Source organism: Bacillus kwashiorkori, from assembly GCF_001375515.1.
In the GTDB taxonomy this organism is placed as follows: domain Bacteria; phylum Bacillota; class Bacilli; order Bacillales; family Caldibacillaceae; genus Bacillus_BK; species Bacillus_BK kwashiorkori.
On sequence record NZ_CTDX01000013.1, the window covers coordinates 232,348 to 258,756 of the forward strand.

Annotated in this window: 26 protein-coding genes; 6 read left to right on the forward strand and 20 right to left on the reverse strand. The window is 34.5% G+C overall.

The genetic code is table 11. The annotated features are described in order from the left end of the window. Positions 1-216: 216 nt before the first annotated feature. Positions 217-1,626 (reverse strand): SpoVR family protein, encoded by a 1,410-nt coding sequence (locus tag BN1242_RS05295; RefSeq protein ID WP_062352387.1) that lies wholly within the window; start codon positions 1,624-1,626, stop codon positions 217-219. A 290-nt stretch (positions 1,627-1,916) separates the two neighbouring features. Here BN1242_RS05295 and BN1242_RS05300 point away from each other — a divergent pair, with 290 nt between their 5' ends. From BN1242_RS05300 to BN1242_RS05310, 3 genes are all read left to right on the forward strand, one after another. Beyond that, positions 1,917-2,171 (forward strand): YhdB family protein, encoded by a 255-nt coding sequence (locus tag BN1242_RS05300; protein WP_062352390.1) that lies wholly within the window; start codon positions 1,917-1,919, stop codon positions 2,169-2,171. A 218-nt stretch (positions 2,172-2,389) separates the two neighbouring features. Beyond that, the gene (locus BN1242_RS05305) at positions 2,390-2,833 is read left to right on the forward strand and encodes a disulfide oxidoreductase (RefSeq protein ID WP_062352558.1); all 444 of its coding nucleotides are present in this window, start codon (positions 2,390-2,392) and stop codon (positions 2,831-2,833) included. After that, positions 2,830-3,300 (forward strand): thioredoxin family protein, encoded by a 471-nt coding sequence (locus BN1242_RS05310; RefSeq protein ID WP_062352393.1) that lies wholly within the window; start codon positions 2,830-2,832, stop codon positions 3,298-3,300. Before BN1242_RS05305 ends, BN1242_RS05310 begins: the two co-directional genes overlap by 4 nt. 147 nt (positions 3,301-3,447) lie before the next feature. On the opposite strand, the gene BN1242_RS05315 is transcribed toward BN1242_RS05310, so the two are convergent. After that, positions 3,448-3,843, reverse strand: coding sequence for a DUF5365 family protein (locus tag BN1242_RS05315; RefSeq protein WP_062352396.1), 396 nt, complete (start codon positions 3,841-3,843; stop codon positions 3,448-3,450). 271 nt (positions 3,844-4,114) lie between these two features. Here BN1242_RS05315 and BN1242_RS05320 point away from each other — a divergent pair, with 271 nt between their 5' ends. Beyond that, the gene (locus BN1242_RS05320; protein ID WP_238985085.1) at positions 4,115-5,110 is read left to right on the forward strand and encodes an RluA family pseudouridine synthase; all 996 of its coding nucleotides are present in this window, start codon (positions 4,115-4,117) and stop codon (positions 5,108-5,110) included. Between the two features lie 112 nt (positions 5,111-5,222). Here BN1242_RS05320 and BN1242_RS05325 read toward each other — a convergent pair whose 3' ends face one another. Continuing rightward, entirely contained in the window at positions 5,223-6,056 is an 834-nt protein-coding gene (locus tag BN1242_RS05325) for an aldo/keto reductase (protein WP_203226042.1), read from the reverse strand. 292 nt (positions 6,057-6,348) lie between these two features. Between BN1242_RS05325 and BN1242_RS05330 the strand changes: the two genes are divergently transcribed. Beyond that, complete coding sequence (locus tag BN1242_RS05330; protein ID WP_062352566.1) at positions 6,349-8,532, forward strand: type IA DNA topoisomerase; 2,184 nt, start codon at positions 6,349-6,351, stop codon at positions 8,530-8,532. Positions 8,533-8,768: 236 nt separating this feature from the next. Continuing rightward, entirely contained in the window at positions 8,769-8,993 is a 225-nt protein-coding gene (locus tag BN1242_RS05335) for a hypothetical protein (RefSeq protein WP_062352399.1), read from the forward strand. A gap of 251 nt (positions 8,994-9,244) precedes the next feature. On the opposite strand, the gene BN1242_RS05340 is transcribed toward BN1242_RS05335, so the two are convergent. From BN1242_RS05340 to BN1242_RS05420, 17 genes are all read right to left on the reverse strand, one after another. Continuing rightward, complete coding sequence (locus BN1242_RS05340; RefSeq protein ID WP_062352403.1) at positions 9,245-10,309, reverse strand: lactonase family protein; 1,065 nt, start codon at positions 10,307-10,309, stop codon at positions 9,245-9,247. Between the two features lie 279 nt (positions 10,310-10,588). Beyond that, complete coding sequence (locus BN1242_RS05345; RefSeq protein ID WP_062352406.1) at positions 10,589-11,338, reverse strand: hypothetical protein; 750 nt, start codon at positions 11,336-11,338, stop codon at positions 10,589-10,591. Positions 11,339-11,495: 157 nt separating this feature from the next. Further along, positions 11,496-12,434, reverse strand: coding sequence for a siderophore ABC transporter substrate-binding protein (locus BN1242_RS05350; RefSeq protein WP_062352409.1), 939 nt, complete (start codon positions 12,432-12,434; stop codon positions 11,496-11,498). 26 nt (positions 12,435-12,460) lie between these two features. Further along, positions 12,461-13,219: an iron ABC transporter ATP-binding protein gene (locus BN1242_RS05355; RefSeq protein WP_062352411.1), complete on the reverse strand. Its 759-nt coding sequence runs from the start codon at positions 13,217-13,219 to the stop codon at positions 12,461-12,463. Beyond that, positions 13,213-14,163: an iron chelate uptake ABC transporter family permease subunit gene (locus tag BN1242_RS05360; protein ID WP_062352414.1), complete on the reverse strand. Its 951-nt coding sequence runs from the start codon at positions 14,161-14,163 to the stop codon at positions 13,213-13,215. Before BN1242_RS05360 ends, BN1242_RS05355 begins: the two co-directional genes overlap by 7 nt. Beyond that, positions 14,153-15,106, reverse strand: coding sequence for an ABC transporter permease (locus BN1242_RS05365; RefSeq protein ID WP_062352569.1), 954 nt, complete (start codon positions 15,104-15,106; stop codon positions 14,153-14,155). The genes BN1242_RS05360 and BN1242_RS05365 overlap by 11 nt, the downstream gene beginning before the upstream one ends. Before the next feature lie 409 nt (positions 15,107-15,515). Beyond that, entirely contained in the window at positions 15,516-16,154 is a 639-nt protein-coding gene (locus BN1242_RS05370) for an HAD family hydrolase (RefSeq protein ID WP_062352417.1), read from the reverse strand. Positions 16,155-16,369: 215 nt separating this feature from the next. Next, complete coding sequence (lpdA, locus tag BN1242_RS05375; protein ID WP_062352420.1) at positions 16,370-17,800, reverse strand: dihydrolipoyl dehydrogenase; 1,431 nt, start codon at positions 17,798-17,800, stop codon at positions 16,370-16,372. Continuing rightward, positions 17,800-19,065 carry a dihydrolipoamide acetyltransferase family protein gene (locus BN1242_RS05380; protein ID WP_062352423.1) on the reverse strand — a complete coding sequence of 422 codons (1,266 nt, stop codon included), beginning with the start codon at positions 19,063-19,065 and terminating at the stop codon, positions 17,800-17,802. Before BN1242_RS05380 ends, lpdA begins: the two co-directional genes overlap by 1 nt. A 59-nt stretch (positions 19,066-19,124) precedes the next feature. Then, positions 19,125-20,132, reverse strand: a complete 1,008-nt coding sequence (locus BN1242_RS05385; RefSeq protein WP_062352426.1) for an alpha-ketoacid dehydrogenase subunit beta — start codon at positions 20,130-20,132, stop codon at positions 19,125-19,127. Positions 20,133-20,190: 58 nt separating this feature from the next. Next, positions 20,191-21,261: a pyruvate dehydrogenase (acetyl-transferring) E1 component subunit alpha gene (pdhA, locus tag BN1242_RS05390; RefSeq protein ID WP_062352429.1), complete on the reverse strand. Its 1,071-nt coding sequence runs from the start codon at positions 21,259-21,261 to the stop codon at positions 20,191-20,193. Positions 21,262-21,315: 54 nt separating this feature from the next. Next, positions 21,316-22,422, reverse strand: a complete 1,107-nt coding sequence (locus BN1242_RS05395; protein WP_062352431.1) for a Glu/Leu/Phe/Val family dehydrogenase — start codon at positions 22,420-22,422, stop codon at positions 21,316-21,318. A 45-nt stretch (positions 22,423-22,467) separates the two neighbouring features. Then, a complete protein-coding gene (locus tag BN1242_RS05400; protein WP_062352434.1) occupies positions 22,468-22,878 on the reverse strand; it encodes a thioesterase family protein in 411 nt (136 codons plus the stop codon). Between the two features lie 365 nt (positions 22,879-23,243). Then, positions 23,244-23,471 carry a helix-turn-helix domain-containing protein gene (locus tag BN1242_RS05405; RefSeq protein ID WP_062352436.1) on the reverse strand — a complete coding sequence of 76 codons (228 nt, stop codon included), beginning with the start codon at positions 23,469-23,471 and terminating at the stop codon, positions 23,244-23,246. Between the two features lie 12 nt (positions 23,472-23,483). Further along, a complete protein-coding gene (locus BN1242_RS05410; protein ID WP_062352573.1) occupies positions 23,484-24,143 on the reverse strand; it encodes a peroxiredoxin in 660 nt (219 codons plus the stop codon). Positions 24,144-24,432: 289 nt separating this feature from the next. After that, positions 24,433-25,227 carry an ABC transporter ATP-binding protein gene (locus tag BN1242_RS05415; protein ID WP_062352439.1) on the reverse strand — a complete coding sequence of 265 codons (795 nt, stop codon included), beginning with the start codon at positions 25,225-25,227 and terminating at the stop codon, positions 24,433-24,435. Continuing rightward, positions 25,220-26,203 (reverse strand): ABC transporter permease, encoded by a 984-nt coding sequence (locus tag BN1242_RS05420; RefSeq protein WP_062352442.1) that lies wholly within the window; start codon positions 26,201-26,203, stop codon positions 25,220-25,222. Before BN1242_RS05420 ends, BN1242_RS05415 begins: the two co-directional genes overlap by 8 nt. Between the last annotated feature and the right edge of the window lie 206 nt (positions 26,204-26,409).

Below are 26,409 nucleotides of genomic sequence, written 5' to 3' on the forward strand. Positions count from 1 at the left end.
AAGCAATTAGAAAATGGCAAGTAGTTAAAACTATATATAGTATAAATGGGTATTAATACAAAACCACTGAGAAACCCTAGTAAAAACCTTCCTTCTCCAAACAATGACAAATATGGTTCTAACCTGTTGCAAGAAAGGACAAATGCATATAAACTAAAGCTGCCATTATTTGGTTTTTTAATTAATGTGAAGACGTTACTGTCGTTTTTAACAAGTTTATGCATATCTCCTTTTCACACTTTTACCGTCAAAATGGAAAATAATCGGTTTGTCTTCAATAATCGTTTCCATATGAATACCGCGACCCCATAACTGATAAATATATGGAAGTACCTTTTCTAAATACTTAATATCTAGTTCTATTCCTTCAAAATGATGGCGTAAATATAGTTCCCCACTTTTTAAATAATCACCGTCGTTTACAGTAATATACGGAAAACCACCATTTACACGCATATTTACTAGTTGATCTCGTACCTTTTCCCATGCCTTATCAACAATTTTGTAATCTTTCCCTTGCTTTTGGAATAAATACATATCCTCACGATGGACTAATTCCTTCGTTAAGTAATTTCGTAAAAATGATTGGTCTGACTCTAACTCACGAACTTCAAAGATTTTTTCTCTTCCTGAATTAGGTTTTACACCTAACTTTTTCATTTCTTCTGTCGGATTATTCCACCTGTCTTCAATATCCTCAAAGATTTTTAGCCCTAAATAATATGGGTTTATACCCGTTCTAGACGGTTGCACGACACTGGCATTTAGTTTGGCAAACTCAATCGCTTCATGGCTCGTCAAATCCATCTCTCGCAATATCCGTTGATGCCAATACGATGCCCAACCTTCATTCATTATTTTCGTTTCAAGTTGCGGCCAGAAGTAGAGCATTTCTTCGCGAATCATCGTTAAAATGTCACGTTGCCAATCATCCAATTCACGACTATATTGTTCAATAAAAAGCAGTATATCTTTTTCAGGCTGTGGTGGGAATTTTTTACGTTTTTTTCGAGGTTCCATTGGAGTTTTTTTCGGTTTATCTAAATTCCATAAATCGTCGTAAGGGGATACCGCTTGTGGTTCTTCTTCATATTCCTCTTCCATATCCCAAAGAAAATTAGGTCGCAATAGGGACGGGTCAATATGTTCTTCGATAGCAAGGACAGCATCGAGAAACGATTCTACCTCTCGTTTTCCATACTCCATTTCATATTTACGGATTCGCTCTGCAGTAGCTGCCATACTTTCGACCATATCCCGCTTCGTATTTTGAAAACGGACATTGTTTTTGAAAAAGTCGCAATGGGCAAGTACATGGGCAACAATTAGCTTGTTTTGAATCAACGTATTGGAATCTAATAAAAAGGCATAACAAGGATTAGAATTTATTACTAGCTCATAAATTTTACTCAAACCTAAATCATAATGGAGCTTCATTTTATGGAATTGCTTTCCGAAACTCCAATGAGAATATCTCGTTGGCATTCCGTATGCTCCGAATGTATAAATAATATCAGCAGGACAAATTTCATAACGCATCGGGTAAAAATCCAGTCCAAACCCTTCGGCAATTTCTGTAATTTCCTCGATTGCCTGTTCTAATTTTTTACGTTCATCATCTCTCATGGAACTTCCTCCTTGAAATCAGTATAAGATGACTTCAACAAGCGATATCTTACTTCCAATTTATGAAGGAATTTGAGAAAAGATGATGGAAAAGTTATGTTGTTTTTTATTGAGCCTTCTTTAAAAAATTTATTTTCTTTAAAAAAGTATTTCCCGGAAACGTCAAAACAAACGTTGAATATAATGGTAAGGGCAAAAGTATCATATTTCAAAGGCTGTTAACATTTACAGTGTAAAAAATAAATGTTTCAGCATACAATAATAACAACTCCCAAAGAGGAGGATACTTGATGAATAAAGCAGATTATGATCGTGCGTTGTACTACACATACAGATCAGAATGGGACAATTTATTAATATTAATGGTTCGAACGAAAGATGATTTTTTATCCAAAAAGATTGAACATTTTCTACATGCATACCACTACCAACATGACTACGCTATCGTTGAAAAGTATTTATTCGCATTACTTCACTACATTGAACATGCGAATGATACTGCCACCATTTTACAAGAAGAAGCATTATATTCTATCGGCCGATAATGAAAACGAAAGAAACATGTGCTAGCTCTGCATTTATTGCAGGGCTTTTCATTATTGTAAAACTGGATGATTTTTCAACAGAAAGAAAAAAACTTGTTCCTTATTAATGCTTGTATAATAGTGAAAATGATGTAACAACATTGTTTTCCATAATAGATAAAAAAGGCATTTTCAAAAAACTTATGATAAAATAAAATTGTTTGAAAGGTGGTGTAATTATCCAATTGGCTGGACAAAAAAAATATCATGATTTTCTTTTTTTCAGTTGGTGTGTATCGATAATAGCTATGTTCGGCAGTTTATATTTTTCGGAAATAAGATACTTTGAACCATGCGAACTTTGTTGGTATCAACGAATTTTGATGTACCCGTTAACATTGATATTAGGTATTGCCGTAGTGAAAAAAGATTTACAAATAAGTTTTTACGCAATGATGTTCTCAAGTATTGGTGGCACACTGTCTCTATATCATTATGCTACACAAAAAATCACTTTACTAGGTGAAAATGCCATTGCCTGTGGAAGAGTTCCTTGCACCGTACAATATATAAATTGGTTTGGCTTTATAACTATTCCTTTTCTAGCATTATCCGCATTTTTTATCATATTCATTCTAAATTTTGCCATTTGGAAATATATAAAAAGGGGTCATTTACATTGAAAAAAGTATTAATTTTTCTTGGTATTATCGTTGTTGTATTTACTTCTATTGCACTGTTAAATAATTATCAATCGAAAGAAAAGCTTAACAATAATCCGTATGGTACGAATAAATTAAAAAAGGAAACAATTGCACAATTGGATGATGAAGATTATCAAAACATCATTTTACCTAATGACTTACAACAATTATTAGAGGAAGGAAAGTCACAAGCAGTTTATTTTTTCAGTCCAACTTGTTACTATTGTAATTTAACTACACCAATCGTCGTTGATTTAGCGAAAGATTTGAATATTGATTTGAAATTGTATAATGTTTATGAATTTGAGCAAGGTTGGGATGAATATCAATTAGAAGGAACACCTACACTAATCTATTTTAAAGATGGAAAAGAATTTGCTCGAAAAGTCGGGTATGATGAGAAAGACGTCTTTGAAAAGTGGATGCATGATAATATAACTGAGTAAAAGGACTTGCTCACTAAGCCTTTTTTAGGAAACAGTTTAAAAGTAAAAACCCAAGAATGTTCATATAACAACATCTTGGGTTTTTGCTTTGACGCAACTATGTTAATTGTTCCTTATCAAGGTCGTTTCTGTAGCTAAAAGATGCATTTATACGAGCCACTCGTTCGCTGCTTTCGTATAGATACTGCCTCTTTCAAGGGCAATACTGTCTGACCCGACAAAATGATGATAAGAAAACGGAAAAGAAATGCCAATTTCATTTAAAAATGAAACATTTTTTTTAAACAGTTGCTGATAATGCTCGTCCATAAGGGATTTCGTCTCAATAAGGGTAATCGTTATTTGTAAGCTACATATAATCTGAAATGATTCCTTCAATGTCGCATACTGTTCATAATCTGTTAAATCTAAAATCCCTAACTGGAGAAATTCGTTAATTTCATCATCCGAAAAATAATGAGGAAAAATGTTCTTATACATATGATTCACTAGTTGCTTAATCTTTTCCTCCTGTTCACGGGTTGAAGCAATAACTACCTTCAATTAGAACCCACCTTTATCTTTTATTCTTTAATATGGTGTGTCATAATATTATTTTGAACGCTTTACCCAAAAAGAACAGACTATGTACTCTTTTTGGATGCTTGTCACATTCTTCTCGACACTTATTCCATTATGTTTTTATCATCATTAGAATAACATAAGTCAATAGGAAAATAGAGTGGAAATTGAAGGTATGCACTGCAGAAAATACCAATATGAATCGAACGTTTCAATGTTATGGACAGTTTAAATAAAGGATTTTATTAAATTTTTGGCTAGGCGAATTGTAAGAACGATAATGATAGAACGGAATGATGAAATATCGGAAAAAAAAGGATTTTTCACAGGTGATTATATGTTGAAAACAAAGAGACTAGGAAATTATTTACAGGTTGCGATTCCATCTAATTGGGAAAATCATGCTATAGAACAAATTTTAAAGGAAGTTTGGGAAACTCCAAAAAAGCTTCTCCACCAATGGAGAATGGATAAGACTATTTTATTGAACGGAATGCAAACAGCACTTTCCACTAAAGTAAAAGAGAATGATGAACTATCCCTACCTATTTTTACTAAAGGGGATTATGGTGTCATTCCTAACAAATTGCAACAAGCCATCCAAATACTATACGAAGATGATCATCTGATAATAGTCAATAAGCCTGCACGTATTGCTACACATCCGAATGGTGCTTCAGATAAAACAACACTTGCAAACGGCATTGCCAATCATTTACAAGAAAAAGGTGAAACATGCACGGTAAAACATATTCACCGCCTTGATCAAGATACAACCGGAGCGATATTGTTTGCTAAACATTATTTCGCTGGGGCAATATTGGATAAAAAATTGGAAAGACGAGAAATTAAACGAATTTATGTTGCCGCAATACATGGGAAACTAACGAACAAAAAGGGAATAATCCGAACAAATATTGGTCGAGATCGCCATCACCCAACAAGAAGACGTGTATCTCCTACAGGTCAAACGGCAATCACTCATTTTCAATTACATCAATATAATGCAAAACGAAATATTTCGACGGTTTTATGTTGGTTAGAAACTGGCAGAACACACCAAATTAGGGTTCACTTTAGTTCGATTGGCCATCCATTAGTTGGTGACACACTTTACGGTGGTAAACCTATTTTCCATAGACAAGCTTTACATGCCCAATCCATTGAGTTTATTCACCCAATTACTTTGGAAAAATTAAAAGTAACTGCACCCTTCATAGATGAAATGAGCTATTTTTATACAGAATAACATTAATAAGATGAAGAACAGCTTTTTTGTTCTTCATCTAGCACGCAACGAAAAATGGGTTAGCTTTACTGCAACTATTTTTTTTCGCGTCAATTTTTACGGAACTTCCATCTTATTCAAAGTTGGCGTTGTCTGGATCTCGACCAAATCTTTGATTGATATTAATCGCATCAATTTTTGCCATATCTTCTTGTGATAAATCAAAATCAAATATTTGCGCATTTTCTCTAATTCGACTTGGTGTCACAGACTTTGGAATAATGATAACATTATTTTGCAAATGCCAGCGCAAAATTATTTGAGCAGCTGTTTTATAATACTTTTCACCTAATTCATTCAAAACCGGGTGATTAAGAAGTCTGCCTCTGCCGAGTGGAGACCATGCCTCTACTTGTATGCCATGTTTTTGGCAAAATTTTCGTAATTCCGGTTGAGATAACTGTGGGTGCAATTCTACTTGGTTGACGGTAGGTTTTTCCGAATATTTATCCATCAATGTTTGTAAATGATGAATTTGAAAATTACTCACCCCTATTGCTTTCACCCGTCCGTCTTTATATAATGTTTCTAGCGCACGCCAAGTTTCTAAATATTTACCTGGTACAGCCCAGTGAATTAAGTATAAATCAATGTAATCAAGATTTAATTTTTCCATACTTCTTTCAAACGCCTGCAATGTCTTATCATAACCTTGATCACTATTCCACACTTTCGTTGTAACAAATATTTCCTCCCGAGGAATACCACTCGTTTTAATCGCTTCCCCTACCCCTTCTTCATTATCATAAAATGCAGCTGTATCAATTAAACGATAGCCAGTTTCTAAAGCTGTCTTTACTGTATCAACTACTTGACTTCCCGCATCGACTTTATATACCCCTAATCCAAAATAAGGCATTTTTACACCATTATGTAGAGTAACCGTTCCGTTTATTGTTTTATCCACATTAATCACCTCTTTAGTTAGTTAATCTTATTTTACTCAACTTTCAACTAACATAACAAATCTTCTGATGTGTAATATGCTTGAAAAAGTTATAATAGAAACAGCTAAGCAATATGTCTTGCTTCTTTTACTTGAAATGGACTAACAGCTCTATATCCGTAAAACAATCGATTGTTAAGTAAAAGCCTTTCACATATATTACTTGAGTGAATTTCACCACATTTTTTGGTGTATTCCTATGTATCGAGTTAATGAAAATCCACCCTATTTAATAGGAAATGGAGGTATCGAAATGGTAAGTGTCGTTATTTCAGAAAAACCATCCGTTGCAAAAAATATTGCGGATGCTTTAAAAATAAAAAATAAACAAGAAGGGTACTTTGAAGGAAAAGACTATATTATTACTTGGGCTTTTGGACATTTATTACAACTTTATGATGCGAAAGATTATGATAAAGGAATGACAAAATGGAGAATGGATAACTTTCCCTTTATCCCTTCTCAGTTTCGCTATAAAGTAAAATGCGATGCTCGTAACAGAGAGAAAGAAGATTTTCGTGGTAAAAAGCAGTTGAAAATTATTTACAACTTAATTAAGCGAGATGATGTAGACTCAGTCATATCTGCTTGTGATTATGATCGTGAAGGACAAGTCATTGGAGACACGATTATTTATAATCTCAAAACAAAAAAACAAGTTTACCGCTTGTTGTTGAACGAATGGACACCAGATGAAGTGTTAAAAGGACTGCAAAACTTAAAACCAAATACGGAAATGAGACCCCTTCTCGATGCTGGTATTAGCCGTCAGTGGGCTGATTGGGTCATTGGGATTAATTTAACATCGGTTGCTACATTAAAGTATCAAAAGGGTTCTGGAAAGGCACTGAACATTGGAAGAGTGCTACTACCAACGTTAAAAATTATTTATGATCGAGATAAAGAAATTGAAAACTTTGTACCTGAAGATTATTTTAAATTAGCGGCTGCATTTAAAACAAATGATGGTAAAGAATACGAAGGGGTATATGTAGAAGATGAAGAGGCTAAATTTAAAAATAAAGCAAATTTGGAGTTAATCCAACAAGCATTAAATCATCACTCAGCGATAATTTTCGATAAAAAAGTGGAACTAAAAAAAGAATATCCTCCATATTTATTTAACCTTTCAAACTTACAAGGTTTTATTACAAGTAAATATAAAGGCTGGACTTCCGATAAAGTGCTGAAAGTGGCTCAGTCTCTATATGAAAAGAAGTATATTACATATCCACGTACTGCCAGTGTAGTATTAGAAGAAAGTTTAGTAGATAAGGCAGCTAAGGTACTTAATAATCTAAAAAAAGGACTTCCATATGAAAATGAAATTACATTTGCGAAAAAGAAACGGATTTTTGATAATTCTAAAGTAGAAAGTCACAGTGCGATAACTCCGACATACTTACTTCCAAAATCCTTAACGAAGGATGAGGAAATTGTGTATAATGCAGTTAAAAATCGCTTTATTATGCAGTTTATGCCGATTGCTGAACATGAGGAAACGAAAATAATGACTAAAGTTCATGCTGATGAAATTAAAGGTCTGTTTATTTCAAAAGGAAAAGTCCAGTTGGTTGAGGGATGGAAAAAGGTAGAGAACATGGAATCGAAGGATACTATTCTACCTCTAGTAAATATTGATGAGATTGTTAATATTATCGATCATAAATTAACTTCTCATATGACGGAACCACCAAAACACCATACAGAAAAAACATTATTAAGAGTAATGGAAACATGCGGCAAGGGTAAAGACAAAGAGGACGAAGACAGTGAGGAAATGATGGCAGCTATTTTAAGTGGTTATAGCATTGGTACGCCAGCTACAAGAGCCGAAACGATAAAAAAATTAAAAGATGTCGGCTATATTACTAATCAAAATAAAAATTTGATTTGTACAGAACTTGGAAGAAAATTAGTGGAAACATTTCCCGTAAAGGAATTGTTTGATTTAGAATTCACTGGCAGACTGGAAAAAACATTGTCTGATATTGAAAAGCAAAAGTTTACAAAGGAAAGTTTCTTGAATTTAATTTTTGGTTTTACAGCAAATGCTGTTAAAACAATTAAAAATGAAAAAGACATCATTATAAATGAAGTATTAAACGATAAGAAAACCATTGAGGTTCTTGGAAAATGTCCTCTTTGCGGGCATGGAATTATTGAAGGACAAAAAGGCTTTGGCTGTAGCAATTGGAAAAATGGCTGTAAATTTGTAATCTGGAAAAATGATAAATTTTTAGCATCAATGAAAAAGAAACCAACTAAAACGATGGTGAAAAATCTTTTAAAAAATGGCATCGTTTTGGTTAAGGGACTAACAAGTAAAAAAGGTAACAAGTTTGATGCATATTTACGGTATGAGAAAAATCCTAATAACGAATATTTTAGCTGGAAAATGGCGTTTCCTGAAAAGAAAATCCAAAAGGAAAAGTGAACATATTTAAATTTATGTCAATAAGTTATGTGGAGATATTTAATTGATTTAGCAAAAAGCGCACCGAATTATTGAAGCAGCCTGAGGAATTTTTACTCCAAAGGTTGTTTTTTCATTACACCAAATTTATTGACTATTATTAATTCATTTGATAACGTTTTAAATAGGGAGATAAATTTATAGACAAAAATATAAGAAATCATAAATTCGATTAGTAATTGGGAGGTTCGAACAAAGTGGGATGGGGTATATCTAACAGGACAGACTTTAGTGGTTACCAATTAGAAATAGCTTTTTTCTTTTCTATATTTTGTATATTAGCCATTTGGGTATTTTATGATTCTGATAAATACTTTTATTATAGTAAGATTAGACATATTTTTTGGATTCTTACCATATTCACAGGCCCGATTGGATTAATCATTTATCTTGTTTCACGAAGATTTGCAGATGAACCATAATCCATACTATTTTATAAATCTATTTATTTCTTAAGTCGACAAAAAGATGATCAAAATAAACCTAAATTACTCGAGCTCTAGAAGGACTTACAACTTTATACAAAATGATTTTCCAGAATCCATTTAACAACTCATTCATCGCAGAGAACGGCACAATCTCCAACGTAACATTGCAAAACAAAAGGAGCCGACAACTTAGCTCCTTTTCTGTAACAATTATGAACAAATTAAATTCCACTTACTTTCGTCCCTCAATATGCACCTCCATGTAAAAATTTCACACAAACTGGGTAAGGGACTTTCAAATTTGATTGTATAACGGAAAGTTTGCCAGATTCATTATTCCGTTTATATAAAACTAAATTACCGGATTGTTCATTAGAGCCGATGATGTATCGTTCTGTAGGATCTAAAGTAAAATCACGGGGCCAGTCGCCCTCCGACGAAACATGTTCCACTAACTGAAGTTCCCCAGTTTGATCCTCCGCACGAAAAACGGTAATACTGTTATGTCCACGATTTGCCGCATAAACAAATTTCCCATCTTTCGTCATCTGGATAGCAGACCCTTGACTATTGTCTGTGTAATCAGCTGGAATTGTAGCAATGTATTGTATTTCTGTAAACTGACCATTTCCATGATATTTTAACACGATAACCTCATTACTTAATTCTGTCATTACATAAGCGAATTTGCCATTCGGATGAAAAGTAATATGACGTGGTCCACTGCCTGGGCGAACCGCTAAAGAATGAGCTTCCGTTAAAACTCCATCTACAAGGTGATAAGTAATCACTTTATCAATTCCTAAATCTATAGCAACAATATATTGTTCATCAGGGGTATAGCCAGAAAAATGGGCATGGGGTTTTTCTTGTCTAATGGCATTCGGTCCTTTACCTACATGTTGAATATGTGATTTGGCAGGCAATATTGACCCATCTGGCTTCGTTTCATAAGTAGTTATCGTACCTGCATGATAATTAGCAGAAACAACTACACTATTTTTTGAATCTACACTTACATGACACGGAGATGGCCCTTCCACTAATTGTCTGTTTATCTCTGTTAAATGATAGTGATTTGGATTAATGGCATACGCTGCCACGCCACCAAAATTCTCGTCCTTTATAACAGAATATAAATAACGGTTATCTTGGCTTATAGTGACATATGTAGGATTACCTAGTTCGGCAACAAGTTGAATATCTTCCAACTGCTCTTTTTCCATATTCAAAGTAAACCGATAAATCCCTTTACTATCTCCTTTCGTATATGTACCAATGTAACCAACATATTTGTTTTTCCATTCCATAAATGATACTCCTTTCACTATATAAGATGCTTGGCATGGTGAAACACTATCTCTATCATACCAGATACATGTTAAGCAAGTAACAAACTAACCTTTCATATAACCGCATCTTCGTGAACACAATAGAAATCTCCACTTTTATCGTTAAGCTATACCATTAGCACGATAAAGGGAATAGCTGGAAATCATCATAAAAAAAGACTAAGCTAATGTTGGATTGCCTAGCCTTTTATTACTTATGTTATCCTAAAAACAATATTGTTTTCTGGGACCTGCATTTTATTTGTTCTTTTGCTCCATATCGCTCTTATGATTGAGTTGAAAAAAAGTCATCGGTTTGTCATGTCCCGTCATAATTTTATAAATATACTTGGAAGTAATATTGTAACCTTCTTCAATTTTTCCAGCTAAAAAATTCGTTCTTTCATAAATGATCGATCGGATATTATTCATTTGCCTTAATAATTTATCTGTTAAAGCTTCTTGATTATCTAAACGGTCACGGATTTCCTTTTGCACCACTTCTTGTTTTTCTAATGTGTCTTGTAAATTAGTTTGCAACCCATTTAAACTTTCCAGTTGTTTTGTCATTTCCTCATTTTTCTCTTCATTTAGAGCTAGTCTTTCAATTAAATCAACGTACGCTTGCTTTAAACCATTCAACAACTTACGGACATCTTCCGTATGCTTCCCTTCTTCTATCTGTTTAAAAAGTTCATGGTTTTTCTGTTCTAATTCATTTAACTTGCCAACCATTTGCCGTTGATATTCATCAAGATTATTTTGATTTTGTCTTACTTCCGATAACTTATTTTGAACTGCGAACCAACGATCATCTTCACGCGCTTCATAACCGTGCAAGTTTTCTATTAATAACTTCAATGTTGCTTCAAGCTTCTCATTTGCACTTTTTTGTTCGCGAAGATATTGCTCGATAAAATTAGCTTTATAAATTTTTTGGTTTTGATTATCATCTATCGCCTTATTTATATATATCCTTTCATTATTTTGATTCATATAAAGGCTCATTCTAGCTCCTCCCTTCTTTCACTTTACCTTATGTTATGCAGTAGCGATTTTTTTCGGGACATCGATGGATGGCATTTGAAAGATCACCTATAACATGAAAAAAGGTCAAACTAAATTTTTATAAGTTTGACCTTTGTTGAACATTATTTCAAGATAATTATTTAATTGTATTTTCTATTTCTTTTACCATCTCACTAACAGAAATAAGGCCGCCTCCAGATAAATACCAGTAGTTAGCATCTAAATAAAAGACTTTCCCATTTTTAAATGCCTTCGTCTTTTTCGTTAAGTCATTCTCAACAAATTCTTTTGCAGCAGTCTCTCCACCAATTGCGGCAGTTCTATCGATAACAAATAAATACTCAGGATCTTTATCGACGATATATTCAAAGGATATACTTTGACCATGAGTGGATACTTCAATGTTCGTGTCTACTGGTGCAAAACCTAACACATCGTGAATTAAACCGAATCGTGAGTTGGGTCCGTATGCACTAATCTTTCCTTCATTCGCTAAAATAATTAACGCATTTTTATTCGTTGCTGTTACTTTTTCTTTCACCGATTCAATTTGTTTATCAAGAGTTGCTAATTCATTCTTAACAAAATCCTCTTTACCAAAGATTTTTGCCACTGTTTGAACATTTTCTTTAAAGGATTCCATATAATTCGTATAATCTAAGTTAATGTATAAGGTTGGTCCAATTTTATCAAACTCTTCGTAAAGTTCTGCTTGACGAGTTGATATAATGATTAAGTCTGGTCCAAGTTCCGCAATTTTTTCAAAATCTGGTTCTTTTAATGATCCGACATTCATATACTTTTCAGCTTCATATTTATTTAAATAAGGTGGAATTGTTACTTTAGGTAGCGCGGTAATTTCAATCCCCATTTTATCTAGTGTATCTAACATTCCGAAGTCAAACACGACAATTTTTTGCGGATTTTTCTTTACTTTTGTTTCTCCTAGTTCATGATTAATCGTAATTGTATCTTCTGAATTATTAGCACCGCTAGAATTATCAGCGCCATTCCCACATGCAGCTAACATTATAATAAATAATAAAATAATTGATGATAGTGTAATTTTTCTCATCTTAAGATCCATCCTCCAATATTTTTTTATGAGAAATAAACACAGATACGGCAGTTTTCTACGTTTTTAATAGCTATATCCATATCATATATATCACGTAAAACTTGACGATTAATCACTTCTTCTGTTGTACCTTCTTTAACAATTTTCCCATCTTTTAAAGCAACAATATAATCTGAATATACGGAAGCAAAATTTATATCATGAATAACTAAAATAATCGTTTTACCACGTTCATCCACAAGTTTTCTTAACGTCTTCATAATTTGGACAGAATGTTTCATATCCAAATTATTTAACGGTTCATCAAGTAAAATGTATTCAGTGTCTTGGGCGATAACCATCGCAATGTAAGCTCGCTGTCTCTGTCCACCACTTAACTCATTCAAATATTGATGTTGGATATCCTCCAACCCCATATATGTGATTGCCTCATCCACAAATTGCCAATCTTCACTTGATAGTCTTCCTTGTGAATATGGAAATCTTCCGAAAGAAACGAGTTCACGCACCGTAAGTCTTAAATTAATATGGTTAGATTGTTTTAATATTGAAATTTTCTTAGCTAATTCTCGGCTTTTTCCTTTATGAATATCCTTGCCTTCTAGGAGGATTTCGCCTTCATCTTTGAATATAAGCCGGCTGATCATGGATAATAACGTACTTTTCCCAGCCCCATTTGGTCCGATAAAAGAAGTAATTTTTCCTTTTTCAATTTTGACTGACACATCTTGGACGACAGGCTTCATCCCATATCGTTTCGTCACATTAATTATGTCTACCATGATTTATTCTCCTTTAACAAAAGATATATAAAGTAAATGCCACCTAGAAAATTAATAATGACACTTAATGTCGTGGAAAATGTAAAGACTCGCTCTACTAATAATTGACCGCCAACTAAAGCGATAACACTGATTAATATCGATCCGATAATTAAATAATGATGTTTGTACGTTTTTAAAAACTCATATGTTAAATTAGCAACTAACAATCCTAAGAAAGTTATTGGGCCAACTAGGGCGGTTGCTATCGAAATTAATATCGCTACTACAATTAATAAACGTTTGACAACATAATCAAAGTCAACACCTAAATTGATTGCTGTATCTCTTCCTAAAGATAAAACATCTAAATATTTCATATATCTAAAAAAGTATAGGGAAACTAGCACTAACAAAATTACCGCCAAAACTAAAACATCTGTATTAATATTGTTAAATGATGCAAACATCCGGTCTTGCACAATTTGGAATTCATTCGGATCAATTAAAACTTGCATAAATGTGGAAAAACTCTCAAAAAATGTTCCAATGATAAAGCCAATTAATAATAGAAAATATATATTTTGATCATTTCGCCTAAACAATAATTTAAATAATAGGAAAGCAAAGAAAACCATGATAAGCACAATTAATAGGAATTGCACATTACGATCTGTCGTTGTAAGCGTTTTAGAGCCGAACAGAAAAATAATAACGGTATTTATTAGTAAATATAGAGAATCCAAGCCTAAAATACTTGGCGTCAATATTCGATTCTGTGTAATGGTTTGAAAGACGATTGTTGAAAAAGCAATGGCTGCGCCAGTAACGACGATTGCAGAGACTTTCAAAGCTCTTCGTGTTAGTATATATTCCCAACTGCCTGTTAACCCCGTGAAAAGAAAGAGAAAGATAAGTATGAAAGCCAATGCTGCGAGTATCCATGTCTTCACTTTATGATTCATTTGTCCTTCTCCTCAAAAGTAAGTAAATAAAAATGCCACTACCAATTACACCGACAGTTAAATTAATTGGGATTTCATACGGGTATATAATAATTCTTCCGAGAATGTCACAGGCTAACACGAAAGTTGCTCCTAATATTGCTGTATGTGAAAGACTTTTTTTCAAATGATCTCCTTGAAAAATTGAAACAATGTTTGGGATAATTAACCCTAAAAATGGTATCATCCCGACCGTTAATACAACGGAAGATGTAATGAGTGCTACAATGGTTAAACCGATATTCACGATTTGTCGGTAGTTTAACCCAAGATTTTTTGAAAAATCCTCTCCCATTCCGGCAATCGTAAATTTGTTCGCAAACACATAAGCGATGATTAGAAGTGGTATGCTTATGTAAATTAATTCATAGCGTCCCTTCATAATTAGTGAAAAATCCCCGATTAACCAAGAAGAAATATTTTGAATTAAATCATTCCGATAAGCAAAAAAGGTTGCAATGGAACTAACAATATTCCCTAACATGAGACCAACTAATGGGATAAACACTGCGTCTTTAAACTTAATTCTTTCTAATATTTGCATGAAAAGAAAAGTGCCTAGCAATGCAAAGATAAAAGCAATCAACATTTTTACAATAGATCCAGAGTTGGCAAACAACATTAATGAAACTAAAATACCAAGTCGAGCAAAATCCATCGTTCCAGCAGTAGTTGGTGAAACAAATTTATTCCTGCTTAATTGTTGCATAATGAGACCCGCAATACTCATACTAGCCCCAGCTATCAAAATGCTGATTAATCTTGGGAGTCTACTAATCAATAAAATTTGTACTTCATCATCATTAAAACGTAGTAAGTCTAATGGCGATATATTAACTACACCAATAAATAATGATCCGACTGATAAAATTATTAAGATTAGCAACAAATATCTTCTTTTCATGGCCATGACGTCACTTTCTTTACGATGTTTTTTATTTCCGTTATTCATGATGTAAATAGTGTAACTAGAAAGAAACTACAGATTAATCACTCTAATGATATGCATGCAATTGAGTAAAAATGATAATCATTATCAATTACAATCTTACTGATAATCATTCTCATTGTCAATAGTAAAGTAGTTATTTTATGAAAAGTTATTTATTAGGCAAATAATAATTTGAATATAACTATTATGAATTTTAAATTATTATGTGATAAGTTTAACATATAACTATGTTAAAGATTGGTGTTGATTTAACAACCAACAAAAAAAGTTACTTACCTCTTATTATTGGTTAAGTAACTTTTTTGTTTTCTTGAAATTTTCACTAAATGAATAGTTAATAGATAAATACATTCAAGTACACTTACAGATTAGTCAAAGTTATATCCGTAAACTCTTGATACACCTCTATATGTTTGGGGAAGTTTGTGTATTTTGTCACATTATTAGGAACAGCAATACACCGCAAATTTGCCCGTGTAGCAGCCATCGACCCATTATAGGAATCCTCCATTACCACTATCTCAGACGGGTGCAATTTAAGTGCCTCTATTGTTTTAAAATACAATTCGGGATTTGGTTTAACTTCATGAACATCATCCCTTGTTTTGATGATTGGAAAATAATTGGTTAAATTAAATTTATGCAAGTAATGAAGTACCCATTGTTTCGTAGAACTAGATGCAATGGCTAGTTTGTATCCAGCTTTATGTGCGTCGTTAATTAAATTTACTACACCTTTTCTAACGACAAGTGACTCCGAGTGGTCAGAAAATAACGAATGTAATTCAATTAAACATTCATCCATATTTAATTCTTCACCTAAATCCGTTCCAATCAGCTTAAATAGAAATTCTCCATCAGAACCAATTCCTTTTGAAAATGTTTCTATTGGCAACTGATAATTGTACTTTTTCTTGAAGTACTCATAATAGACTTCAAACCATAAAGACTCTGTGTCTACTATTGTACCGTCGAAGTCAAAAATTAGCGCTTTCAACAAATTGTCACAACCTTTATTATTTATTCCTTCCTTCATTATAATGGATGATGAATAAAAATAATAGAGGGAAAAGCTAGTACGCTCTTTATTACATACTATACAGAGCGACTTCTACTAGTAGAGGTGACAATATGTTCTATATAGAGGAAGAATTTTTGTCAAACAACTACCGATCGGTGGAAATTATTTCATCTCCACCGATTGGTGAAAAAAACTTAGCTTTTCACGTTAACTGGAGCTTGATGGATTGCCCAATTCGATAAGTCCTCAGCCGCTTCTAATATTCCTTCATTTAATGATGGATGAGGATAGAGAGGAAATAAGAAATCTTCCTTTCTTGCAACCATTTCCAAACCTAATACTCCTGTTGTAATTAGTTCGACCGCATTTGCACCGATAATATGGACACCAAGAATTCTTTCCGTCTTCCGATCTTCGATAATTTTAATAAAGCCTTCACGCTTGCCGATAATAGTCGCAAATCCATTTGCTGCTAGGGAAAACTTACCAATATTAACAGCATAACCGTAGTTTGTTGATTCTTCTTCATTCAATCCTACATAGGCAATTGGCGGATTTGTATGGATGACTTTCGGAATATTCGTTTCATCCCATTCGGTCGGTATTCCACAAATTTTTTCGGCAACAACTTTACCTTGCTTTATAGCTTTTACCGCTAATTGATCACCACCAGTCACATCGCCAATGGCGTATATGTTTTCCACGGAAGTATTACAGTTATTTGTTACATCAATCCAGCCCATTTCATTTATACGGACCCCTATCCTTTCTAATCCAAGATCCTCTACATTGCCAATAGGAATGGATTGAACATACAGATGGGTCCCTTCAATTAATTGACTCTCACCTTGTTGTGTTTCCACTATTAAAGCTACACTAGAAGCAGTTATATCATAACTATTAATGGCGTTCACCTTTACAACATTGATTTTCGCTTTCTTAAGCTGTTTCCTTAGTTCTTCTTTTATTGATGAATCTAAATAGGAAAAGCTTTCCTCGTTTTTTTCGATGAGTGTTACTTTTGAACCGAGAGAACGGTAGGAAAATGCTGCTTCAAGGGCAATATAATCTGTTCCATAAACAATCAAATGTTCAGGAAAACTTTGTAAATTGTATATTGTTCGCTGGTTAACAATCATTTGACCATCTAACGGAATTCCTTCATAAGGTTGATAACTTGCACCTGTAGCAATGATTGCCGATTGAAAGGTAAAAGTCGGAAAGCTATCTTCCTGTTCGACACCAATTCGATTTTTATCTAAAAAAATTGCCTTACCTTGAATAATATCAATTTTATTCGCTTTACAAAGGGAGTCTACCCCTTTTCGAAGCTGAGTTACTACTTTATTTTTATACTTATCCAAATCATGAAAAGAAAACTGATAGGACTCTGCCTTTAGCCCTAGTTTGCTAGTAGTTGTTATTTCCTCTTTTGTTTTTGCGACATGAGCAAATAATTTAGAAGGAATACAGCCTTCATTTAAACAAATTCCTCCTAATTTATTTTCCTCGATTAACGTAACTTCTTTGCCTAATTGTGCTAATCGAATCGCAGCTGTATAACCAGCTGGTCCGCCACCGATTATAATTATTTCTTTTTCTTGGGAAATTTGACCTACAACCATTAAATCAACTCCAACAACAGCAGTTTCGGATTTTCTATTAACTTTTTGAAATAGTTTGTGAACTTCACAGCAGTTAGTCCATCGGCCACACGATGATCAAAGGACATAGAAATATTCATCATGGAACGAATCACAATTTCTTTATTGCGAACTGCTGGTACTTCCTTCGTCTGATGAAAGGCGATTAATGCAACCTCCGGATAATTTACGATTGGTGTTGCTCCAATACTGCCGAATGGCCCGACATTGCTAATCGTAAATGTTCCATCTTGCAAGTTTTTCGACGTCAGTTCATCGTTTTTCGCCATTTCAATCAAGTTTTTCATTTCTTGATGGATTATTTTTAATGATTTTCGCTCCACATGGTGAATTACAGGGACAATTAGTCCATCTTCCGTATCTGTCGCCAAGCCGATATTATACGTTTTTTCCAGTCTAATTACTTCCTTTTCCTCATCTAACTTAGCATTAAAGATTGGATATTCCTTTAAAGCTAATTGAAGAGCCTTTACAAAAAACGCAGCCACAGAAATTGGAACATCCATTTCCTTAAGTTGCTCTCGATAGGCTAGTAGTTCTGTCATATCCACTTCATCAAAATGGGTAACATGTGGAATGGTAAATTTAGATTGCACCATCTTTTTAGCAATTTGTTTTCTTCGTCCGCGAAACGGGATTTCATCTGCTACCGTTTCAGAAGTAGCTTGATTGATAGACTGCTCTTGTTTTACAACTTTCTCATTTTTGTCTAAAATAAACGATTGAACAGCTTCCTTTTTCGTCTCATTTCCTTTATTATGTTTTAAACTTTCAATATATAAAAATACGTCTTCATCAGTGATTCTGCCAGCTGGACCAGTACCATTAATCTCCTCTAATGAGATTCCGTGCTCTCTAGCAATTTTTCTCGTATAAGGTGCCGCTAAAATCGGCTGATGCTGATGTTTTTTCTGCGGATGTTCTTGATGTAGGAGTGTCGGCATTTGCACAATGTGAAAAGTGGATGGTTTTTCTTTTACTACTTTATTAGATTCTTTTGCCTCCATTATTAATAATGTCGTCCCAATAGCAACAGTTGTTCCTGGTTCAACTACAATTTCCTGGACAATCCCTGATTGTGGCGCAGGTATTTCCGCGGTCATTTTATCTGTTTGTACTTCAACTAATGGCTGATCTGCTTTAACTTTATCGCCAACTTTTACAAAATATTGAAGTACTTCTCCTTCTGTCATCCCTTCGCCAATATCATGTAATTTTATCTCCATCATTTTAGTCACCTACCTTCTTTTCTTGAAAAAATCTAACCTTATCGTTTTTCACCATACTAAAAAAACATTGTTTTCTCGATGGCGATTTTTACTCGCTCTACATTTGGTAAATAATGATTTTCTAAAGAGTAAAATGGAACTGGAACATCAAAGCCTGTTACTCTTTCAATCGGTGCCTTTAAATAGAGAAAGGAAGTTTCATTAATAATTGCTAATACATCATTACTGACCCCGCCTGTAGCATGTGCTTCATGAACAATTACCGCTCTACCTGTTTTTTGAACCGAATCAGCGATAATATCTTTATCTAGCGGATAAAGGGTACGAAGATCAATGACATCACAATTAATTCCGTGTTCTTTTTTCACTTCTTCACATGCTTTAACTGCTACAGGTACCATTGCTCCCCAAGCGAATACAGAAATATCGTTACCAGAAGTAATTGTTTTACCTTTACCTATTTCAACTTTATACTTTCCTTCAGGTACTTCTTCCTTTCCTGAACGATAAAGCCGCAATGATTCCATGAAAAGTACAGGATCTGGGTCTTCTATAGCGGCTATTAATAACCCTTTTGCATCATAAGGAGACGATGGACAAACAACTTTTATACCAGGCATGTGTGTGAATAAAGTTTCTACACTATCAGAATGAATTTCTGGTGCATGTACACCAGCTCCATAAGGCGCACGTATAACCATTGGAACGTGATATTTACTCATCGTCCGCATTCGGATTCTTGTCGCATGCGTCATTATTTGCTCATATGCCGGATAAATAAAACCCATAAATTGTATTTCTGCAACTGGTTTAAACCCGTTCAGGGCCATGCCAATGGATACTCCAATAATTCCTGCCTCACTTAGCGGTGTATCAATTACCCTCTTTTCACCAAATTGTGCTTGTAGCCCGTCTGTTGCTCGAAAAACACCGCCATTTTTCCCAATATCTTCTCCTAAAAGGATAACTTCTTCTTGTTCTTTCATCACTGTTCTTAACGCATCAGTAACCGCCTGCACTAACGTTAGTTTATTTGTTTTGACTTTTGTACCTGTTGTTGTCATACATAACACCTCCATGGTGATTTATTTCGGTATCTTTCTTATGCTAGATAACATCAATTTAATTTCGTTTATTCTGAAGATGGTGTAAATAATTTCGCTTCTGTTCATCAATTGTCCAAGTTGGCTCAGCAAATACATGATCAAATAAATCATTCACATTAGGCGGTGGATATGCTTCCATTTCTATGATAGCTTTTTCTATTTGCTCTACTGCAAAGTTCTGAACAGATTGTGCCCACGTTTCATCCCAATAACCGTTATTTTTCATTAACCGTTCCATCCGTAAAATTGGGTCAATCACGTCACGTTTTTCATGGCTTACCTTTTGATCACGGTATTTAGAAGGATCATCTGCTGTCGTATGTGCACCATACCGCCAAGTAACAGCTTCAATTAGTGTTGGACCGTCTCCATTTCTTGCCCGATTTAATGCTTCCTTCGTATAGAAATAAACAGCAAACACATCATTACCATCAATTCTTACTCCGGGGATATCATAAGCAATCGCCTTTTGAGCAATGGTGCGTGAATTCATTTGTTTTTCAATTGGAACAGATATTGCAAAACGATTATTTTGGTTGAAAAACACGACAGGTGCTTTAAATACACTGGCAAAATTTATCCCCTCATGGAAATCCCCTTCCGATGTTGCACCATCCCCAAAATAAACAATTGCTGCATTATTAGTCCCTTTCCATTTCTCAGCAAGGGCCGCTCCCGTTGCATGAGGTAATTGTGTTGCTATTGGCACTGCTGGTGGAAAAATATGGCGATTATCAGGCGGTAAACACCCTTCTACTCTTCCTAACCAATAAAGAAAAACTGTCGATATAGATTGTCCGAAACTGATAATTGCTGCATGATCACGGTAAGTCGGAAACATCCAGTCGTCTTCATTAAGCGCACTTGCACTACCGACTTGAGCTGCCTCCTGTCCTTCAAACGGAGCATATGTACCAATTCTCCCTTGCCTCTGAAGACTAATTGCTTTTCGGTCAAAAGTGCGAACTAAAACAAGTTTTTCATACATTTTCTTTATAAAATCTTCATCAAAGTAACTATGAAATCTTTCGTCGACGATATTTCCGTTTTCATCAATAAACTGCTTTTTCTGTAAAAATTCCTCCATCCTCTCACCCCATTACCTAAACATTTTTGATTTTAGTGTTGGATTGAACAACGATTAATTTCTAATTTGCCATTTTGGACGTTTATGCCTTGAGAAAAAGCTATTACGATTTTTCCTTGCAGCAATTTTTCGTTCACAGTAGTTGTTTGCAGCCTGTGCTGTAGAAATATTAAGTTTTTCCGCTTCTTGATAAATCTCTTCTAAAGAATGATAGATGGCACTTGTTTTTTGTAAAACTCGCGCTTTGTTCGGACCATAAAGTTCATCTGCCACTTGAATTAAACCACCTGCATTTACGATGTAATCAGGTGCATATAATATATTTTTTTGTCGCAACACATCGGCATGACGATCTTCCAATAGTTGATTATTCGCAGATCCGACGACCGCTTTTACTTGTAATTGTTCTATCGTGTCGTCGTTAATAATGCCCCCTAAGGCGCATGGAACGAAAATGTCCGCGGCAGACGAGTAAATATCATTTCCATGAACGAATTTTATCGCGTTACGGTACTTGTTGTTTTTTTCAATAAACTTCGCCAATGTATTGTCATTGACATCTGTTACATATAAATTTGCTCCTAACTCAATAAGCTGTTCAGCTACTTTAAAGCCCACTTTGCCAAGTCCTTGAATGGAAAAGGTTCTATCTGCTAAGTCTTCGGATCCCCATAACATTTTACTCGTTGCCTTTAATCCATAAATGACCCCCATAGCTGTAGGAACGGATGTATCTCCTCCGCCCCCGTATTCCTCCGGGAGTCCAGCAATACAATTAGTTTCCTTCGCTGCATGAACAAAGTCAGACAGTTCCGTTCCCATATCTGTACCCGTATAATAACGCCCATTTAATGAATCAATAAACTGACCAAAGGCACGGAATAACTCTGGTGATTTGTCCTTTTGTGGATCACCGATGATAACCGATTTTCCACCGCCAAAATCAACATCAGCTGCGGCGCATTTATATGTCATCCCTTTTGCCAGTCGAAGAGCATCTTCTAACGCTTCATCCACTGATGCATACGGGCGCATTCGACAACCGCCCAATGCAGGTCCAAGTGTAGTATTATGTATGACTATAATTGCTTTCAAACCTGAAGCAGAGTCATTGCAAAACATAATTTGTTCATATTCATTCATTTTTGTAAAAATATCCATCTAACATCCCCCTTTGTCGGTAATTGTCTAATTGGTAGGAAACGCTTACATTTTTGTGGAAACATTTTTTGAGTTTGCAAGCTTTTCACGAATTTCTTGTTTCGGTAAAATGACTTGAACAACTTCTCCTTTACCAATTAAACCTTTTTCATTAAACGCCTCTACTTCCGTAATTACAAGGTTCTTTTTCAGCTTTGTTATAATTGCTTTTACCGTCACATCAGTACCTGCCGTTGTTGGTGCGATATGTTTTACAGATACACTTGCCCCCATTCCTTCTTCGTGTTCCTCCAAATAAGGTAAAATTATTTGCCTCGATGCCCACTCCATATGATAGACCATTGAGACAGTGGAATAAGCAGGATGAACAACATTGCCTTCAAATTGTGCATACATATCTTCCGTTACTCGGAAAGAAATAGTTGCAATTTGTCCAATTTCCATTCCAGGTTTCATCGGATGACCTCCATCGTAATCTACTAATCTCCTGTCAATTATAAACATTAACAACATGAAAATATTACATAACGTTATTTTAACGTTATTCTAACATCTCGTTATATGAATCGTCAATGGTTTCTTTTGATTGTGAATTTCGATACTTTTCTAACAAAACTTACAAATTATTGGAATTGTTAGTTCCACCTAGATTGCTGCGCAGTCCACTTAAAGGAACTATCATTATATATTTCTTGATATAAAAAAAAATTCCTTCCCCAACGTGTATGGAGAAGGATAAGTTTCATACATAATAAACATTTTTTCAGTAGTGCAAATGTACAGAGAAATACCCGAATATGCAAAATACTACATTTCCTAATCTAACTTTTTTCTACAAGACTTTTTATTTTTGGATTCATTTGATATTTTTCCGCTTCTAACGTTACAAAACCCATATCTTTCATTTCTCTTAAACTACTACGAATTTTAAACAATGGTAATCCAGTATGTTTGGAAATTTCTTGCGGTGTCATTGCTTCTGTTTCAATAGATTGTAGTAATTTTTTCGCCGATTCGGTCAAATGTCCTTTTTCATTTATGCAAGCCATGACAGTTCTCCTTTACAATTGTTTTTTGCAGAAGTACCAATCAATACATTCCACACTGTCATCCTTCATTCTTTCTTCTGCTACTTCTGTCGTAGCAGGTGTTGGAACAATGACTTTATCTCCTTCACGCCAGTTTGCAGGTGTTGCTATACCGTGCTGATCGGTTGTTTGCAGTGCTTTCACTAGCCGAAGTATTTCATCCATATTCCGTCCAGTAGTTAGAGGATAATAAATAACTGCCCGAACAATTTGTTTATCATCTATAACAAATACTGCTCTCGATGTTTCTGTCGAACTTTCTTCTGGCATAATCATACCGTATAATTGAGCAACATCTTTATTTAAATCAGCAATAATTGGAAATTCAATTTTCACGCCAAATTTTTCCTCAATATTGCGTACCCAAGCGATATGAGAAGAAACGCTATCGACACTGAGTCCTAATAGTTCTACATTCATTTCTCGTAATTGTGGATAAATTTCTTGGAAACCGATGAATTCCGTCGTACATACTGGAGTAAAATCTGCTGGGTGGGAAAATAAAATAACCCAACTTCCTTCATAATCAGATAATCTTAATATCCCGTGGGATGTAACCGCTTCAAACTGTGGGGCCTTTGATCCAATTCTTGGTAATGACTTGACCGTCTCTTTTACTACTGTTTCCTCCATCACATGAATCCCTCCAAGTAATTAAATTAAAAAACACCTTCTACCTATTATCATAACGTACGATTGTTTAGAATGAGGAAACAGTTGTGAAGGAGATATTAATATATTGTGATGAAATTATGAAACTTTTAATATCATTAAATAATTTGTATATTATATTAATTTAAACGTTATTCACTATTTTTTTGCTAAATATATTGCGTACAAAAAAACGGGACAAACAAAAAAAAGGTTATTAGAGTATCTTCAAATAACCTTTTTTATCTAGAAAAAACAAACGGTGAATTTATTAAGCAAGTAATGTCCGATCGGTTGCCATTTTCTCCCCACGGATTCGTTGAAATTCTTCCAGCAACCGTTCAATGGTTAAATCGTTTTTCTCTTCTTCATTAACTTCTAATATAATTTGTCCTTTATCCATCATAATTAGACGATTTCCTAAATCTAGCGCTTGTTGCATATTATGGGTAACCATTAATGTCGTTAGCTCAAATTTTTCTACTATATCTTTCGTGATTTCTGTGATTAATTGTGCTCGTGCCGGATCGAGTGCAGCAGTATGTTCATCTAATAGTAGTATTGCTGGTTCGGTAAATGTTGCCATCAATAAGGAAATCGCCTGCCTTTCTCCACCTGACAATAGCCCGACTTTTGCATTGAGGCGATCCTCTAACCCAAGATTTAATGTAGCTAACGATTCACGGAAAAACTCCCGCCTTTTGCTCGTTACTCCGAATTTAAGTGTTCTCTTTTTATTCCGGGAATATGCCATTGCTAAGTTTTCCTCAATTGTCATCGATGGTGCTGTTCCTGACATCGGATCTTGAAAGACCCGGCCAATTAGTTTCGATCGTTTATATTCTGGTATTTGTGTAACATTTTTTCCATCTATAAAAACTGTGCCAGAATCCGGTGTTAATAAACCAGATATGATATTCATTAATGTCGATTTTCCTGCCCCGTTACTACCAATAATAGTAACAAAATCACCTTTCTTTAATGATAAATTTATGTGATTAAGGGCTATTTTTTCATCCACAGTTCCTTCGTTAAAAATTTTGTGTACATCGCTTAATTTAAGCACTAGCTTTTCCCTCCTCTGCCCCAGCTTTCCTTTGGAGTGAATGTTGGCGTTTCATTTTTCTTTTTTTCGCCCGTCTCTTTTCTAAAATGTTTGGAATAACTAAAGCTAAAATTACGATAATCGCTGTGACTAGTTTCATATCGGATGCATCTAATATTTGCTGTTGTAGTGCATATCCGATCACAATCCGATAGATGACTGAACCGAGTATAACGGCTAAAGTAATTCGTCCGATTGTTTTTGTCCCGAATAACGCTTCCCCGATAATAACAGAGGCGAGTCCAATTACAATCATTCCAATTCCCATATTTACATTGGAGAACTCGTAATATTGCGCCATTACTGCTCCAGAAAACGCAACAAATGCGTTAGAAATACCGACGCCGATAATAATTAAACTATCTGTATTTGCCGAAAAGCTCCGAATCATTTTTTTATTGTCTCCAGTTGCCCGAATCGCAAGCCCGACTTCTGTTTTTAAGAAAAGATCTAATATAAATTTAAATAAGAAAGTGATTAGTACGAGAAAAAATAATAGTCCCCATGAATGTCCACCCCAAATAAAGCCTAAATTATTAAAAAAATCAGCAACTTTTGTCAAAACTGTATCTTCTCCTAATAAGGAAAGATTTGCTACAACGGGTGTACTATCAGATGTTAAGCCCATTATCCGCAAATTAATAGAATATAAGGCAATCATCATTAGAATACCAGAAAGCAGTGCATTAATTTTCCCCTTCGTATGAAGAATACCAGTAATTGCTCCTACGACAAATCCGATAATTAAAGCGGAAAAAGTTGCAATTAACGGGGATATGCCGCTAACAATCATAACCGTACATACAGCCGCTCCTGTTACAAAACTGCCATCAACTGTTAAATCTGGAAAGTCTAAAATTCGAAATGTCAAATAGACGCCGAGAGCCATTATGGCAAAAATTATCCCTTGCAGTGATGCATCAAATATCCATCCCATCCTCTTCACTCCATTCTTTTTTTATGGCTACCCTGAAAATACAGCTATTTTCATTCAAACAGGTAAAAAATCGGTTTCATGGGTATCCATGTTATTGCCCGCCGAAATCGTCCGCCTGTTCCTGTCGCTGAGATTTGTCACAAATAAATTTGAAACGGAAATCAACAACAATCTTAAAATAGTTTTTTTTATAAAAATCTATTTGC